This is a genomic window from Gibbsiella dentisursi (genome assembly GCF_039539505.1).
GTDB classification, from domain to species: Bacteria; Pseudomonadota; Gammaproteobacteria; order Enterobacterales; family Enterobacteriaceae; genus Gibbsiella; species Gibbsiella quercinecans.
In genome coordinates this window covers 119,741-135,722 of record NZ_BAABDG010000012.1, presented here as the reverse complement: position 1 = coordinate 135,722, position 15,982 = coordinate 119,741, and the positions used below count along the sequence as shown (strand labels likewise).

Annotated in this window: 15 protein-coding genes; 7 read left to right on the top strand and 8 right to left on the bottom strand. The window is 54.1% G+C overall.

The features are described from left to right. Positions 1–148 precede the first annotated feature (148 nt). A complete protein-coding gene (gene mobB, locus ABFX35_RS23655; protein WP_279024680.1) occupies positions 149–691 on the bottom strand; it encodes a molybdopterin-guanine dinucleotide biosynthesis protein MobB in 543 nt (180 codons plus the stop codon). Then, the gene (mobA, locus tag ABFX35_RS23650) at positions 684–1,277 is read right to left on the bottom strand and encodes a molybdenum cofactor guanylyltransferase MobA (protein WP_279024678.1); all 594 of its coding nucleotides are present in this window, start codon (positions 1,275–1,277) and stop codon (positions 684–686) included. Before mobA ends, mobB begins: the two co-directional genes overlap by 8 nt. A gap of 151 nt (positions 1,278–1,428) precedes the next feature. Between mobA and ABFX35_RS23645 the strand changes: the two genes are divergently transcribed. The 3 genes from ABFX35_RS23645 to dsbA all read left to right on the top strand — a co-directional run bounded on the left by ABFX35_RS23645 (position 1,429) and on the right by dsbA (position 3,434). Beyond that, positions 1,429–1,698 carry a YihD family protein gene (locus tag ABFX35_RS23645; protein ID WP_095846533.1) on the top strand — a complete coding sequence of 90 codons (270 nt, stop codon included), beginning with the start codon at positions 1,429–1,431 and terminating at the stop codon, positions 1,696–1,698. Between the two features lie 96 nt (positions 1,699–1,794). Next, entirely contained in the window at positions 1,795–2,781 is a 987-nt protein-coding gene (locus ABFX35_RS23640) for a serine/threonine protein kinase (RefSeq protein WP_346083177.1), read from the top strand. Between the two features lie 29 nt (positions 2,782–2,810). Then, positions 2,811–3,434 carry a thiol:disulfide interchange protein DsbA gene (dsbA, locus tag ABFX35_RS23635; protein ID WP_279024675.1) on the top strand — a complete coding sequence of 208 codons (624 nt, stop codon included), beginning with the start codon at positions 2,811–2,813 and terminating at the stop codon, positions 3,432–3,434. 44 nt (positions 3,435–3,478) lie between these two features. Here the strand turns inward: dsbA and ABFX35_RS23630 are convergent, their stop codons facing one another. Then, positions 3,479–4,375: a 1-acylglycerol-3-phosphate O-acyltransferase, YihG family gene (locus ABFX35_RS23630; protein WP_279024673.1), complete on the bottom strand. Its 897-nt coding sequence runs from the start codon at positions 4,373–4,375 to the stop codon at positions 3,479–3,481. A 467-nt stretch (positions 4,376–4,842) separates the two neighbouring features. On the opposite strand from ABFX35_RS23630, the gene polA reads away from it, so the two are divergent. Both polA and spfP read left to right on the top strand, forming a co-directional pair. After that, positions 4,843–7,635, top strand: a complete 2,793-nt coding sequence (polA, locus tag ABFX35_RS23625; protein WP_346083176.1) for a DNA polymerase I — start codon at positions 4,843–4,845, stop codon at positions 7,633–7,635. 203 nt (positions 7,636–7,838) lie between these two features. Beyond that, the gene (gene spfP / locus ABFX35_RS24255; protein ID WP_071892919.1) at positions 7,839–7,886 is read left to right on the top strand and encodes a small protein SpfP; all 48 of its coding nucleotides are present in this window, start codon (positions 7,839–7,841) and stop codon (positions 7,884–7,886) included. Between the two features lie 270 nt (positions 7,887–8,156). Here spfP and yihA read toward each other — a convergent pair whose 3' ends face one another. Next, positions 8,157–8,804 (bottom strand): ribosome biogenesis GTP-binding protein YihA/YsxC, encoded by a 648-nt coding sequence (gene yihA, locus ABFX35_RS23620; RefSeq protein ID WP_279024669.1) that lies wholly within the window; start codon positions 8,802–8,804, stop codon positions 8,157–8,159. Positions 8,805–9,513: 709 nt separating this feature from the next. On the opposite strand from yihA, the gene yihI reads away from it, so the two are divergent. Together yihI and hemN are read left to right on the top strand one after the other, a co-directional pair. Beyond that, a complete protein-coding gene (gene yihI, locus ABFX35_RS23615) occupies positions 9,514–10,053 on the top strand; it encodes a Der GTPase-activating protein YihI (protein WP_095846539.1) in 540 nt (179 codons plus the stop codon). A 186-nt stretch (positions 10,054–10,239) separates the two neighbouring features. After that, positions 10,240–11,613: an oxygen-independent coproporphyrinogen III oxidase gene (gene hemN, locus ABFX35_RS23610; protein WP_346083175.1), complete on the top strand. Its 1,374-nt coding sequence runs from the start codon at positions 10,240–10,242 to the stop codon at positions 11,611–11,613. 60 nt (positions 11,614–11,673) lie between these two features. Here hemN and ABFX35_RS23605 read toward each other — a convergent pair whose 3' ends face one another. From ABFX35_RS23605 to glnA, 4 genes are all read right to left on the bottom strand, one after another. Next, positions 11,674–11,796, bottom strand: a complete 123-nt coding sequence (locus ABFX35_RS23605) for a YshB family small membrane protein (protein WP_145957817.1) — start codon at positions 11,794–11,796, stop codon at positions 11,674–11,676. A 113-nt stretch (positions 11,797–11,909) separates the two neighbouring features. After that, positions 11,910–13,322: a nitrogen regulation protein NR(I) gene (gene glnG, locus ABFX35_RS23600; RefSeq protein WP_279024663.1), complete on the bottom strand. Its 1,413-nt coding sequence runs from the start codon at positions 13,320–13,322 to the stop codon at positions 11,910–11,912. An 8-nt stretch (positions 13,323–13,330) separates the two neighbouring features. Further along, positions 13,331–14,380, bottom strand: a complete 1,050-nt coding sequence (gene glnL, locus ABFX35_RS23595) for a nitrogen regulation protein NR(II) (protein ID WP_095846543.1) — start codon at positions 14,378–14,380, stop codon at positions 13,331–13,333. 186 nt (positions 14,381–14,566) lie between these two features. Continuing rightward, on the bottom strand, positions 14,567–15,976 hold the full coding sequence (glnA, locus tag ABFX35_RS23590) for a glutamate--ammonia ligase (RefSeq protein WP_346083174.1): 1,410 nt from the start codon (positions 15,974–15,976) through the stop codon (positions 14,567–14,569). Positions 15,977–15,982: the final 6 nt, after the last annotated feature.

The window sequence follows — 15,982 nt, the reverse complement described above, 5'->3', positions numbered from 1 at the left end:
TAGCGCCGATGGTAGTGTGGGGTCTCCCCATGCGAGAGTAGGACACTGCCAGGCATCAAATCCAGTAGAAAGCCCCGTACTTGCGTACGGGGCTTTTTGCGTTGTGGGCCACGCTTCGGCGCGGCCTGTGCTGTGATTAGCCGTGCCGTTAGGAAGAACCCTCACCAGGCATCAGCTTTTTCAACCATGCGGCGATAAATGCCGCAATGGCCAGCGGTTGGTTCAGATCCAAGTACTGCACATTGCCTGCTATGGCAATAGGACCGTCGCTGGCGACCGCAAGAGTATTGCTATCCAGCATGTCTGCCAGGGGGCGCCCCATACTTTCCCGGTAGAGGACAATTTTGCTTATTGGCTCATGTTTGAAGCCTTCTACCAGGATCACATCAAGCTTATTGTTGTCGAAACGGCTGGCTAAATAGTGCAGATCCAATGGCGGCTGCTCGGGGGTCTCTGTCATGAGTGCCCAGCGGCGATCGCTGGCGACTAACGTCTGATCGGCGCCCGCCTTACGCAATTCATAGCTGTCTTTACCGGGCGTATCCACATCCATATTGTGATGTGTATGCTTAATCAACCCGACCTGAATATCCATCTGCTTTAGCAGCGGTATCAATTGTTTGAGCAGGGTGGTTTTGCCGGTGCCACTGTAAGCGGCGATAGCCAATAACGGGATCGAGGTGTTACTCATTTGCCATCCCTCGGTTTTGTAGCCAATGTTGACCGTCGGCCGGCGTATTGATATTGATGAATGCGGTTTTTTGATCTGCGAAGATCACCCGCTGTGCGTTTATTTGCTTCATGAATAGCATCAGTTTGCGCTCCCCGCTGGCCAGATAGCCGGCCAACGCCGGCGCTAAAGCGGTATGCAACAGCGCAAGCGTAGGGTGATCACGCTCACCGTCATTGGTGTAGGCCGCCAGCGCTTTACCTTTCTGCCGCCAAAGCTGCTCAACCAGGTTTGTTGGTAAACCCGGTACGTCGCAGGGGGCATATACGGCCCATTGCGTTGCGGCATATTGCAATCCCGCTAACATGCCGGCCAGCGGGCCGGCAAAGTCAGGGTCTACATCGCCAATGACCGCTAAGCCGCTTTCCCGGTAACGGGCCGCATTGCGGTTAGCGTTGATAGCCATCTGGCCAACCTGCGGTTTTAACCGTGATAATACATGTTGGTACAGGGGGATCCCCCCGAGCTGAACCAACCCCTTATCAACGCCCCCCATCCGGGTACCGCGCCCGCCGGCGAGGATGATACCGGTGATTTCTGTCTGCATAATCAATATTTCATCCGATGACTAACATGCTGATTGTAGCGCTAAAGTCACCAAGACATCAGGATTTACCTTTATTGACAAGCTGCGTCTTTCACTCCGCAACCAAGCCTGTTACTTTGTGAGTTTATTCACTTCATCGGATGATATTGATATGAAAACGCATCGTGTAAATGAGCTGATTGAGCTATTGCATCCCGCCTGGCAAGAAGATCCGGATCTGAATCTGATTCAGTTTTTACAGAAATTAGCGCAGGAGGCGGGTTTCAAAGGTCAACTGGCTGAACTTAGCGACGATATTTTGATCTACCACCTGAAAATGCGCGGCAGCTCAGACAGCGAACAGATCCCTGGCCTGAAAAAAGACTATGAAGAAGACTTCAAAACGGCCCTGCTGCGTGCGCGCGGCGTAATCAAGGATTGATGAGCATACGGCGAACGCAGAACGCCTGCATTTGATTGGTGCTACAATTTTTATTCTCACTACACGCGCGACCAGCAAGCGAAAATAAATGTGGTTATGAACAACCCTGCTTTTAATTTTGAAACGCTTTCCCCCGATCTGATCATGGATGCGCTGGAAGGTATTGGCCTGCGTGTTGATTCCGGGCTGACGGCGCTAAACAGCTATGAAAACCGCGTCTACCAATTTATGGACGAAGATCGCCGGCGCTATGTGGTGAAATTTTATCGCCCGGCGCGCTGGAGTGCGGAGCAGATCGGCGAAGAGCACCAGTTTGCCGTTGAGCTGGCGCAGGAAGAGATCCCGGTTGTCGCGCCATTGTTCCAACAGCAACAGACGTTGCACTGCCACGGCGGTTTCTTTTTTGCCGTTTTCCCAAGCGTTGGTGGCCGGCAATATGAGATTGATAACCTCGAACAACTTGAATGGGTTGGCCGCTTTCTGGGGCGTATCCACCAGGTAGGTAAAGAAAAGCGCTTTAGCGCGCGCCCAACGATGGGGCTTGAAGAATACCTCGCCGCGCCGCGGCAGGTATTGGCGAACAGCGAACTGGTGCCAAAAGCGCAGCGGGATGCTTTCCTGGCCGCTACCGATGCCTTAATCACCGAGATCACGCTGCATTGGCACCAGGATTGGCAACCGCTGCGCCTGCACGGTGATTGCCACCCGGGCAATATATTGTGGCGTGATGGCCCACTGTTTGTTGATCTTGATGATGCGCGTAACGGGCCTGCGGTGCAGGATCTTTGGATGCTGTTGCATGGCGAACGCCGCGATCGGCTAATGCAGTTGGACATTCTGTTGGAGGCTTATACGGAGTTTGCGCATTTCGATGTGCGTGAACTGGCACTGATTGAACCACTGCGCGCCATGCGAATGGTCTATTACCTGGCTTGGGTTACGCGCCGTTGGCAAGATCCGGCGTTTCCCCAAAGTTTCCCTTGGATGACCGATCCTGATTTCTGGTCATCCCAGTCCAAGGCATTCGCCGAACAGGTTAAGCTGTTGCGGGAACCTCCTCTGCAGCTGATGCCAATGTATTGAAGCTTTAACACAATGGAGAGTTTAGTCTTATGAAGAAAATATGGTTGGCGCTGGTTGGCATGGTGATGGCATTCAGTGCCGCAGCGGCGCAGTTTAGCGAGGGTAGCCAGTACGTGACCCTGGACAAGCCGGTTACCGGTGAGCCGCAGGTTCTGGAGTTTTTCTCGTTCTACTGCCCGCACTGTTACCAGTTTGAAGAGGTTTACCACGTTTCCGATGCGGTGAGGAGCGTGCTGCCGGCCGGTACCAAAATGACCAAGTATCACGTCGAATTCCTGGGGCCGCTGGGGAAACAGCTCACTCAGGCTTGGGCGGTTGCTCTGGCCTTAGGGGTTGAAGATAAGATCACGGCGCCAATGTTTGAAGCCATACAGAAAACGCAAACGGTGCAAACCCCGGATGATATCCGTGATGTGTTTGTGAAGGCGGGTGTGAAAGCGGAAGACTATGACGCCGCGCTGAACAGCTTCGTGGTGAAATCCCTGGTAGTGCAACAGGAAAAAGCCGCTGAAGATTTGCAACTGCGCGGCGTGCCGGCGATATTTGTGAATGGCAAATACATGGTTAAGAATGATGGCCTGGATACCAGTTCCATGGACGCTTACGTGAAGCAATTTGCCGATGTTGTTAAATTCCTGAGTGAACAGAAATAACGATAACGTGAACAACAAAAACGCCGGGTTAACCGGCGTTTTTGTTAACGATACTGGCGTTTTAACTTTTCCAACAGCTGGTCTTTTTCTTGCCATAGGTTATTCAGCCACTGTTGAAATTGGCGCTTGAACTGCTTGTCATTAAAGTAATCGCCGCGCAGGGTTTCATTAATCGGGATGGTTTCTACCCTGACGACAATGCGTTTCAGGCGGCCGCACAGCATATCCCGAAATGGCCGTTGATGGTTTTCCGGGTAAAGCAGGGTGACGTTTAACACCCGATCAAATTGATTGCCTAATGCACTCAAGGTAAATGCGATACCCGCCGCTTTGGGCGCCAGTAAATGCTTAAAAGGAGAGCGGGTTTTTATTCTTTTGGTTTCCGTGAAGCGTGAGCCTTCGACAAAATTAACGATGGTTGTCGGCCGCAGGCGAAACTTCTCGCAGGAACGGCGTGTGGTCTCGATATCCTGGCCACGTTTTTCCGGGTGCTTAAGCAAATAGGCGCGTGAATAGCGCTTCATAAACGGCATGTCCAGGGCCCAGCAGGCTAAGCCGACAAACGGCACCCAGGCCAACTGCTGTTTAAGAAAATATTTATTCATCGGTATATGGTTACGCAATAGCACACATAGCACCACAATATCGGCCCAACTTTCATGGTTACTGATTAACAGATACCAGTTTTTGCGATCCAGCCCTTCCAGCCCAGTAATATCCCAACGCAAGGGTACGTTAATGTGTAATAGCACTGCCAATCCCTGGCACCAACACCACATCATAAAATCCGCAAAGGCGGAAATATGCCGCCAAATGGCCGGGATCGGCACCAGAAGCTTAACCACACCGGCCAGCGTGATGGGAATTGAGCACAAGACGGTAACCAGGATGGCAAGCAAGGCCGAAAGAATAAATATGATGGGGGCGAATAGTCTTGGCATAGGTTTACGTTGAAGATGGTTGGGCGCAAAATTGCATATATCGTTACGCGAAAAAAGGGATTTTAACAGAAAATGGGGCGAGAAATCGTAAGGAAAAGGTAACGGGTTTAACATGCGGGTAATCATCCCAACGGCTTTTAGTTAATTGCCATACGGAATTGATACCCAGGGTGATTAAAGACAGACATAAGTAATATCCACAAAACAGAAAAAAGCGAGGAGTCAATCAACTCCTGCTGATATTAATCTAATTATATGATTTAAATTGATTTTTTTATTACAATTATAATAAATAAACAGCCGTTATAATTCATTTTCTATTCTATGCACAAAGTTATCCACAGGATGATCTTCGGGATCGCCTATCGGCAAGGCCGTATTTTTTAACCAAAACGCACGCAGGGTTCGTCTCTGGCGGCGAGCTATGGCATGCTTAACATCATGTCCGATCACGAAAAAGAAACGTTATGGCACAGATTGCAGAAAACCCATTGATCCTGGTTGATGGTTCCTCTTACCTCTACCGGGCATACCATGCTTTCCCACCGCTGACCAACTCGGCCGGTGAACCGACAGGGGCGATGTATGGCGTATTGAACATGCTGCGCAGCCTGCTGTTGCAGTTTACCCCCAGCCATGTGGCCGTGGTATTTGATGCCAAAGGTAAAACCTTCCGTGATGAACTGTTTGCTGAATATAAGTCGCACCGGCCGCCGATGCCGGACGATCTGCGTGCGCAAATAGAGCCGTTGCATCAGATGGTCAAGGCCATGGGCCTGCCGTTACTGGTGGTTCCCGGTGTGGAAGCCGATGATGTCATCGGCACGCTGGCCCAGGAGGCCGAGCAAGCCGGCCATGCGGTGCTGATCAGCACCGGTGATAAAGATATGGCGCAGTTGGTCACGCCAAACATCACCCTGATCAACACCATGAACAATACGGTACTGGGGCCGCAGGAAGTGTGCGACAAGTACGGCATTCCACCTGAGCTGATTATCGATTTCCTGGCGCTGATGGGGGATTCGTCCGATAACATCCCCGGCGTGCCCGGCATTGGCGAAAAAACCGCACAGGCCTTGTTACAAGGCCTTGGCGGGCTGGATACCCTGTATGCCAATCTGGGGGATATCGCCGGCCTCAGCTTCCGCGGCGCCAAAACCATGGCCGCCAAGCTGGAGCAGAACAAAGAGCTGGCATACCTTTCTTATCAACTGGCGACGATCAAAACCGACGTTGAGCTGGAATTAAGCTGTGCGCAGCTTGAAGTTGCCCAGCCGGATGTCGATCAGCTTCATCTGTTGTTCAAACGCTATGAATTCAAGCGCTGGTTGGCCGACGTTGAATCCGGTGCGTGGCTGGAGGGCAAAAAAGGGGCCGCCAAGGCCGCCAGTAAGCCGCAGGCGGCCAGCGTGGCCGCTGATGATGTACCTCAGGCCCAGCAGCTATCGCAGGAAGGCTATGTCACCATCCTGGACGAAGAAACCTTTAATACCTGGCTCGAAAAGCTGAAGAAAGCCGAGGTGTTTGCCTTCGATACGGAAACCGACAGCCTGGATACCTTGAGCGCTAACCTGATCGGGCTGTCGTTTGCCATCGCGCCTGGCGAAGCCGCCTATCTACCGGTGGCTCATGATTACCTGGACGCGCCGCCACAGCTGGATCGTGCCTACGTGCTGGAAACGCTCAAGCCGCTGCTGGAAGACAAAGATGCGTTGAAAGTGGGGCAGAACCTGAAGTTCGATAAAAGCCTGCTGGCGCGTTATGACATCGATCTGCGCGGCATCGCCTATGACACCATGCTCGAGTCTTATGTGCTCGACAGCGTGAGTGGCCGCCACGATATGGACAGCCTTGCCAATCGTTATCTGGGCCACAAAACCATCACTTTTGAAGAAATCGCCGGCAAGGGCAAAAACCAACTGACGTTTAATCAGATTGCCCTGGAACAGGCCGCGCCTTATGCCGCGGAAGACGCGGATGTGACGCTGCAGTTGCACCTGGCCATGTGGCCAACGTTGAAAGACAGCCCAGATCTGCTCACGGTATTCAATGAAATTGAAATGCCGCTGCTGCCGGTGCTGTCGCATATTGAGCGCACCGGGGTGCTGATCGATCAAAACATCCTGGCGGCACATTCCAAAGAGCTGACCAAACGGCTGGCTGAATTGGAAACGCAAGCCCATGAGCTGGCGGGCGAGCCGTTCAACCTGGCGTCGACCAAACAGCTGCAGGCAATTCTGTATGAAAAACAGAAGCTGCCGGTGCTGAAGAAAACCCCGGGCGGCGCGCCTTCGACCAACGAAGAGGTGCTGGCCGAGCTGGCGCTGGATTACCCGCTACCAAAAGTGCTCCTGGAGTACCGCGGCCTGGCCAAGCTGAAAACCACCTATACCGATAAGCTGCCGCTGATGATTAACCCGGTCAGCGGGCGGGTGCATACCTCTTATCACCAGGCGGTGACGGCGACCGGGCGCCTTTCTTCCAGCGATCCGAACCTGCAGAACATCCCGGTGCGCAATGACGAAGGCCGCCGTATTCGCCAGGCGTTTATCGCCCCGGCTGGCTATCGTATCGTTGCGGCGGACTATTCACAGATTGAGTTGCGGATCATGGCGCATCTGTCGCAAGACGAAGGCTTGCTTAAGGCGTTTGCCGCCGGCAAAGATATCCACCGTGCGACCGCGGCCGAAGTTTTCGGCCTGCCGCTGGATAAAGTCACGAATGAACAGCGCCGCAGTGCTAAGGCGATCAACTTCGGCCTGATTTACGGCATGAGCGCCTTTGGGCTTTCGCGCCAGCTCAATATCCCGCGCGGTGAAGCACAGCGGTATATGGATCTGTATTTCGAACGCTACCCTGGCGTGCTGGAATACATGGAGCGTACCCGCCAGCAGGCGTCCGAGCAGGGCTATGTCAGCACGCTGGATGGCCGCCGGCTGTACCTGCCGGATATCCGCGCCAGCAACGCCATGCGCCGTAAGGGCGCTGAACGGGCAGCGATCAATGCGCCTATGCAGGGCACCGCGGCCGATATCATCAAGCGCGCGATGATTGCGGTGGACGCCTGGCTGCAAGGTCAGGACAAGCCATTGGTACGCATGATCATGCAGGTGCACGATGAGCTGGTGTTCGAAGTGCACGAGTCGGCCATTGAGGCCGCCAGCCAGCAGATCCGCACGTTGATGGAAGGCAGCATGCAGTTGGCCGTGCCGCTGAAGGTGGACGTCGGTGTGGGCAAGAACTGGGATGAAGCGCACTAAGGCGAAGTTTGCCGGCCTGCTTGAACGCTCAAAGTGTAACTGGCTATAACATAAGCACTTTTTGTAATTAAGCAACAGGTTGCGCCGCTTTATCCAGCAACATTGGTGCGATTCGATGTCATTTTGTGTAAGTAAACTACAAAAAATGCTTTTTCCCTGCGGAGAAATGATGTAGAGTTACAGATGTAGGGTACAGAGGTAAGATGTTCTATCTTTCAGACCTTTTACTTCACGTAATCGGATTTGGCTGAATATTAGCCGCCCCAGTCAGTTTTGACTGGGGCGTTTTTTATGGCGCAAATCAATGATTATCCATAGGATTTTCTTATTTCCCCGTCCATTGTTCCACGCGCTGTTTGCTGCCCGGCGGCAGGGATTAACCCAGTGTTGCCAGTCTCCCGCCATAAGCTTTTCTGATAGCTTTTTGTCAAAACTGTAATTATATAACAAAAATTTTTGCTGTCAGGCTGGCATGTTGGCATAAAAAAACCCGGCTTGGCCGGGTTTCTCTATCCGCTGGGTTATTCCCCAGCCACTTCATCTTCTGGCAAGGTTTCCGGTGGGATCTCACCGAACCAGGCGTTGAGCTTTTGGCTCAGCTTGTCGACGCCGATCTTTTTCGGTGAAGAAAATGCTTCTACCTGCACATCCCCCATGAAAGGCAACACGGCTTCACGCACCATATTCACCTGCGCTTTGCGCGCGCCGGAGGCCAGCTTGTCGGCTTTGGTCAGCAATACCAGCACTGGAATATCGACGTTCACAGCCCACTGAATCATTTGCTGATCGAGGTCTTTGAGCGGATGGCGAATATCCATCAGCACCACCAGACCCTTCAGGCAGTTACGCATCTGCAAGTATTCCCCGAGCGCGCGTTGCCATTTGCGCTTCATCTCTTCCGGCACTTCCGCATAGCCATAGCCGGGGAGATCGACCAGGCGAATGCCTTCTTCCACTTCGAACAGGTTGATGAGCTGGGTGCGGCCCGGCGTTTTACTGGTGCGCGCCAGGCTTTTTTGGTTAGTCAGGGTATTTAAGGCGCTGGATTTACCTGCATTGGAGCGGCCGGCGAATGCCACCTCAATGCCTGCATCCGCCGGCAGGTGGCGGATATCGGGGGCACTGGTGACGAAGTGGGTCACATGATAGTTATAATTTTTACTGGTCAAAATTTTCGTCTCCGTGAGGATGGCTTACTGGTGGGCGATTATAACTGCATCAGCGCCAAAAGGGTGGCTTTCTCTTTTTTCAATAGGCGCCATGTGTGAATGTCACCCTGGCCGTGTGAGACATTTGCCATTGGAATCGCGGGCAATGTCGCTTTATTTGCACGCCTTGTGAAAAATTAATGTTAAATAACAGATGGTTATTTTGTGGTGTGTAAAAACCATCATATAAAACCCCAACCGATGGCTTGAGCACGTTGATGATTCACGTAAAGTAGTCCGCAACACAGGACGTGTGGGAATGAAGGAACACTCTGGAAGAGTGGCGGCTCTCAGGGAATACGCAGGATGCGTAGAGAGCATCAGAAGGAATTGTTTGTTCGTATCTGAAAGCACGAACGGCACACGGATGGTGAAGTATTTGCAGTCAGGATGCATGCGGGATGCACACTCAGGATGAGTGATGGCGGATGGATTGCGCAAGGGATGATTTTCCTTTCAGGATGAAAGAGATAGTTGCAGGGAATGCGGTTATAACAGAGGGAAAAACTGGGACGTTGTATGTACGCATGGAAAGCGACTTCAGAATATCCTTCAGCAGAAGGTGCGAAATAGGCGGTAGGTCAAACCTACCGCCTTTTTTCTTTGCCTACTTTCTGTTAGATTCCGGCGCAATTCTATACTGAATCTACATCTCTTGAGAGCGAGCGCCATGAACCAGCCATCTAAAACGCCCCGCAGCAAAGCGGCTGCGCCAAAAACCAAAAAGAAAAGCCGTGCGGAACTCGATCAGGAAGCCCGCGAACGCAAGCGTGATAAAAAACGCCGTGGCCATGCCTCGGGTTCGCGCACCCAGGTTGAAGGCGGCAAACAGAACAACAAATCATCCTCTGCCGCCAAAGATCCGCGCATTGGCAGTAAAACGCCAGTGCCGTTGGTGGTTGCCGGCGAGGTGAAGGCCAAACCGGCCAAGCCGAAAGCGCCGGTAAAACCGCGCCAGGCCCCAGAGGAAGAGCTGGCAAAACTGGAAAACGACGAGCGCCTGAATACCCTGTTGGATCGCCTGGACGACGGCGAAACACTGAGCGCGGAAGATCAGGCCTATGTCGATCAAACGTTGGATCGCATCGATGTGCTGATGGATGAGTTGGGCATTGAACTTGGCGACGAAGACGATGAGATCGATGAAGACGATAAGCAGGAAGATATTGTCAGGCTGCTGAAAGGCGGCAATGCCAAGGATGCATTTTAACGCGTTATGTGGGTGATCCTGGCAATCGCGCTGCTATTGACATGTTATCTAGTGTGGTTATTCGGTAAACTGTGGCGGCTGTCTAAACGTAAAGCACGTTTTCGCAGCGCTTCCGTGGCCAGACAGTATAGACAACAGCCCATCTCACGGCACGGTAGAAAAAAATATCGCAAGGAGTGAGCAAGCATGTCAGAACAGACGATTGTCTGGGATTCGGCCCTAATCCAAAAATATAATTACTCGGGGCCTCGTTACACATCCTACCCAACGGCGCTGGAGTTTAACCAAAACTACGACGAAGCGGCGTTCCAGCGTGCGGCCGCACGTTACCCCGAGCGCCCCCTTTCACTGTATGTGCATATCCCTTTTTGCCACAAGCTTTGCTACTTTTGCGGCTGCAATAAACTGGTCACGCGCCAAACGCATAAGGCGGATGAGTACCTGGCGGCGCTGGAGCGTGAAATCATCGCCCGTGCGCCGTTGTTTGCTGGCCGTCGGGTTAGCCAGATGCACTGGGGCGGTGGCACGCCGACCTATCTTGATAAGCGGCAAATCAGCCAACTGGTGGCGATGCTGCGTCAGCATTTCGACATTCAGCCCGGCGCTGAAATGTCGATCGAAGTGGATCCGCGTGAAATTGAACTGGACGTGCTCGATCATTTACGCCATGAGGGGTTTAATCGCCTGAGCATGGGCGTGCAGGATTTTAATAAAGACGTGCAGCGCCTGGTGAACCGTGAGCAGGACGAAGACTTTATTTTTGCCCTGATTGCGCGGGCCAAAGCGCTGGGCTTCAACTCCAGCAATATCGACCTGATTTACGGCCTGCCGAAGCAAACGCCGGAAAGCTTCGCCTTTACTCTGCAGCGCGTGATCGCGCTGGGCCCGGATCGCCTGAGCGTATTCAACTATGCGCATCTGCCGAACCTGTTTGCCGCACAGCGCAAAATCAAAGACGCCGATTTGCCCAACGCGCAGCAGAAGCTGGTGATTCTGCAAGAGACCATCGCCGCGTTGACCAGCGCAGGCTATCAGTTTATCGGCATGGATCATTTTGCCCGCCCGGGCGATGAACTGGCGCAGGCGCAGCGTGCCGGCCAGTTGCATCGCAACTTCCAGGGTTATACCACCCAAGGGGATTGCGATCTGCTGGGGCTTGGCGTCTCCGCCATCAGTATGCTGGGCGATAGCTATGCGCAGAACCAGAAAGAGCTGAAAGCCTATTACAGCAGCGTGGAAGCACGTGGCAATGCGCTATGGCGTGGGCTGGCGCTGTCGGCGGACGACTGCCTGCGCCGCGATGTGATCAAGACGCTGATTTGCAATTTTCAATTGGACTATGCGCCGATCGAAAAACAGTATGGCATTCCCTTCAATGCCTATTTTGCTGACGATCTGGCGTTGTTGGCGCCGCTGGTGGATGACGGGCTGGTGGAAAGGCTGCCCGACAGGCTGCGCGTAACGCCACGCGGCCGTTTGTTGATCCGTAACATCTGCATGTGTTTTGACGTCTATTTGCGCAAACCCGCCCATGCCCAGCAGTTTTCCCGGGTGATTTAGCGCCTTTGCTGGCTGGACGTTTCACTGCATAAAACAACAGCCGCGTGTGCGGCTGTTGTTTTAACTGAACAAATTGATAAGTGCGGCACACAATACCGCAGCAAAGGCTGCTTGCGGTGTGTGGCTGGCGGCAGCGCTGACGTCTGCGCCATGGGTAATGAATACGATGAGTGAATCCAACATCGCGAACCTCCGGAGTTTACGCCACGATCATACTGCGGCGGCGCGCTCTGTAAAGCCTGTTTCTTGCCAATTTTTGTGCGGTTGATTGTATTTTTTATAATCAGTTCCGCACCTTACTCCATCCCGAGCTCTTTCAGCTTACGTGTCAGCGTATTTCGGCCCCAGCCCAGTAGCCGTGCGGCTTCCTGCTTGTGCCCCTGCGTGTGGCGCAGCGCGGTGGTGAGCAAGGTGCGCTCCATTTCCGGCTGTGCCTCCGAGAGCAGGTTTTGATGACCGGAACGCAACGCGCGATCGGCCCATTGCGCCAGCAGCGTGGCCCAACTGTCCGGTAAGCTATGGCCCCCGCTTTCCGGCACGCTGGTTTCGAACAGCTCGCTGGGCAGATCCTGGATCAGCACTTCCTGGCCTGCGGCCATCACGGTCAGCCAGCGGCAGGTATTCTCCAACTGACGTACGTTCCCCGGCCATGGTAGGCGGGTCAGAGCGGTTTCCGTTTCCGGGTGCAGATTTTTAGCCTCGACGCCCAGCTCTTTCGCCGCCACCTGCAGGAAGTAACGCGCCAGGCGAGGGATATCCTCGCGCCGTTCGCGCAGCGGCGGCAGATGCACGCGGATCACGTTCAGGCGGTGGAACAAATCCTCCCTGAACTTGCCTTCCTGTACGCGCTGTTCCAGGTTTTGGTGGGTTGCGGCGATGATTCGCACGTCCACTTTCACCGGCGCATAGCCGCCCACGCGGTAGAACTGGCCGTCGGCCAGCACGCGCAGCAGGCGGGTCTGGACATCAAGCGGCATATCGCCGATTTCATCCAGGAACAGCGTGCCGCCATCGGCCTGTTCAAAGCGGCCCTGGCGTATTTGGTTGGCGCCGGTAAACGCCCCCTTTTCATGACCGAACAGTTCGGATTCGATCAGGTCTTTCGGGATCGCCGCCATATTCAGTGCGATGAACGGGGATTTGGCTCGCGGGCTGTGGCGATGCAGCGCGTGGGCCACCAGTTCTTTACCGGTCCCGGATTCACCGTTGATCAGCACGCTGATGGATGAGCGCGACAGCCGCCCAATAATGCGGAACACATCCTGCATCGCCGGCGCTTCGCCAATGATGTCGGTGGTGGGGCCGCTGGCAGGCTGGCTGCGTGCCGGCTGTTGCTGCTCCTGATAGTGGCTGATCGCACGTTCGACCAGCGCGACGGCTTCGTCGATGTCGAACGGCTTGGGCAGGTAATCAAAGGCGCCCTGTTGATAGGCGCTGACGGCGGCATCCAGATCTGAATGAGCGGTCATGATGATAACCGGCAGCATTGGGTGGCGTTGTTTGATCTGTTTGAGCAGCGCCAGGCCATCCATACCCGGCATGCGAATATCAGACAACAACACATCAGGCGTTTGCGTGGCCAATGCTTCCAGTACTTCATTCCCGCTGTCGAATGTGGCGCAGCTCACACCCGCTCCAGTGAGCGCGCGTTCAAGCACCCAGCGGATGGAGCTATCGTCATCGACGATCCAGACTATCCCTCGTTGCATAGAAAACCTCACTGGCGAATAGGCAGGTAAACCGAAAATTCGGTATGTCCTGGCCAACTGTTGAACTCAATTTTGCCGCAATGCTGATCGATAAGATTACGAGCGATGGATAATCCCAGGCCGGTGCCGCCTTCGCGGCCGCTGACCATTGGGTAAAACAGCGTATCCTGCAGCTGTGCCGGTACGCCGGGGCCGTCATCTTCAATGTCGATGCGGGCAACCAGACGGTAGCGGGTACCGTGCAGGGTTATCTGGAAGGCGGTGCGCGTGCGTAGGGTGATGGTGCCGCCCTCGCTGCTCAGCGCCTGCAGCGCGTTGCGGGTGATATTCAGCAACACCTGTTCAATTTGATCGGGATCGTGCGCCAGTTCAGGCAGGCTGGGATCGTAGTCACGCACCAGCGTCACATTGTCCGGTTTTTCCAGCGAAACCAATTGGCATACCCGTTCTGCCACCTGGTGGATGCTCTGGGTAATATGTTGGCCTGGGCGCTGTGGCCCCAACAGGCGATCCACCAGATTGCGCAGGCGGTCTGCCTGTTCAATGATCACTTTGGTGTATTCGGTCAGCGTCGGGTCTGGCAGCGCTTTAGCCAAGAGTTGCGCCGCGCCACGCAGCCCACCCAGCGGGTTTTTGATTTCATGCGCCAGCCCGCGGACCAGATCGCGAGCGGCAACCTGTTGCGCGTGCTGCAACTGTTCCTGGCTCAGGCGGCGTTGGTTATCCATCGGCGCCAGTTCCATCAGGATATAGCCATCGGGGAGTGCCTGGGCGGTAAGGGAAAGAATATGCGCACGGCTGTCGACCACCAGCGTGACTTCATTGTCAGTGAACCCCTGGCCGGTATTCAGGCTTTCGCGCATCAACTCAATGTTCAGTGAAAAATAACCAAGCAGCTCGGGCAGCGGGGTGCCGAAAAGTTTACGCGAGCTTTGCGCCAGCAATTGCTGGGCCGCCGGGTTCGCGTAATGAACCGCTAATTCATCATCCAACAGCAGAATGCTGTTAATGAGAGAATTGAGGATCTGCCCAGCATCGGGCAGCTTGCCAGTTGCCATACCGCAGACTCCTGCACTTTTTTAGTGCGTTTATCCTACTCCATTCGGCGTAACCGCGGAACAGCGTAGCCTTGCAGAAAACCGTGTGGAGAAAAAAGCCCATCCGAAGATGGGCTGAAAGTTTCCACGGCAACAAAAAAACGACAACAAAATTGGGGGCGCCACCGTGGGGACGCCCGGCGTGTGTTACACGCTGTAGTACAGTTCGAACTCAACCGGATGCGGAGTCATGCGCACTTTATCCATTTCGGATTTACGCAGTTCGATGTAGGCATCGATGGTATCGTCGGTGAATACGCCGCCACGGGTCAGGAACCCGCGGTCTTCGTTCAGTGCGCTCAACGCTTCTTCCAGTGAGCCTGCTACTTTTGGAATTTCAGCCTCTTCTTCCGGCGGCAGGTCGTACAGGTTTTTATCCATGGCATCGCCAGGGTGGATTTTGTTGATGATGCCATCCAGGCCAGCCATCAGCAGCGCAGAGAACGCCAGGTATGGGTTAGCCGCTGGATCCGGGAAGCGAGCTTCGATACGGCGCGCTTTCGGGCTGGCAACCACTGGAATACGAATGGAAGCGGAACGGTTACGGGCGGAGTACGCCAGCATGACCGGTGCTTCGTAACCCGGGACCAGACGTTTGTACGAGTTGGTGGTCGGGTTGGACAGTGCGTTGATCGCTTTGGCGTGCTTGATGATACCGCCGATGTAGAACAGGGCAGTTTCAGACAGGCCGCCGTATTTGTCGCCAGCGAACAGGTTAGTGCCGTTCTTGGACAGCGACATGTGGCAGTGCATACCGGAACCGTTGTCACCGAAGATTGGCTTCGGCATGAAGGTGGCGGTTTTGCCAAATGCGTGCGCAACGTTGTGCACCACGTATTTGTAGATTTGGATTTCGTCGGCTTTTTTGGTCATGGTGTTGAAGCGGGTAGCCACTTCGTTCTGACCAGCGGTAGCCACTTCGTGGTGGTGCGCTTCAACAACCAGGCCCATTTCTTCCATGGTCAAACACATGGTAGAACGCAGATCCTGTGAAGAGTCGACCGGAGGAACCGGGAAGTAACCGCCTTTAACGCCTGGGCGGTGGCCTTTGTTACCACCTTCGTATTTGGTGCCGGAGTTCCATGCGCCTTCGATATCATCGATAGCCACGTGAGAACCGGAGATGCTGCTGCCGAAGCGCACATCGTCAAACAGGAAGAATTCAGGTTCTGGCCCGAACAGCACGGTGTCGGCGATGCCGGAAGAACGCAGGAAGTCTTCTGCGCGTTTAGCGATGGAGCGCGGATCGCGATCGTAGCCTTGCATGGTGCCTGGCTCGAGGATGTCGCAGCGCAAGATCAGGGTTGACTCTTCGTAGAATGGATCCAGTACCGCAGTGCTGGCATCTGGCATCAGCACCATGTCAGATTCGTTAATGCCCTTCCAGCCGCCGATAGAGGAGCCGTCAAACATTTTGCCTTCTTCGAAAAAGTCGGCGTTTACCTGATGAGCAGGGATGGTTACGTGTTGTTCTTTACCCTTGGTGTCAGTGAAACGCAGATCTACGAATTTCACTTCATGCTCATTCAGCATTGTCAAAACGTGTTCAGCGGACATACTTAA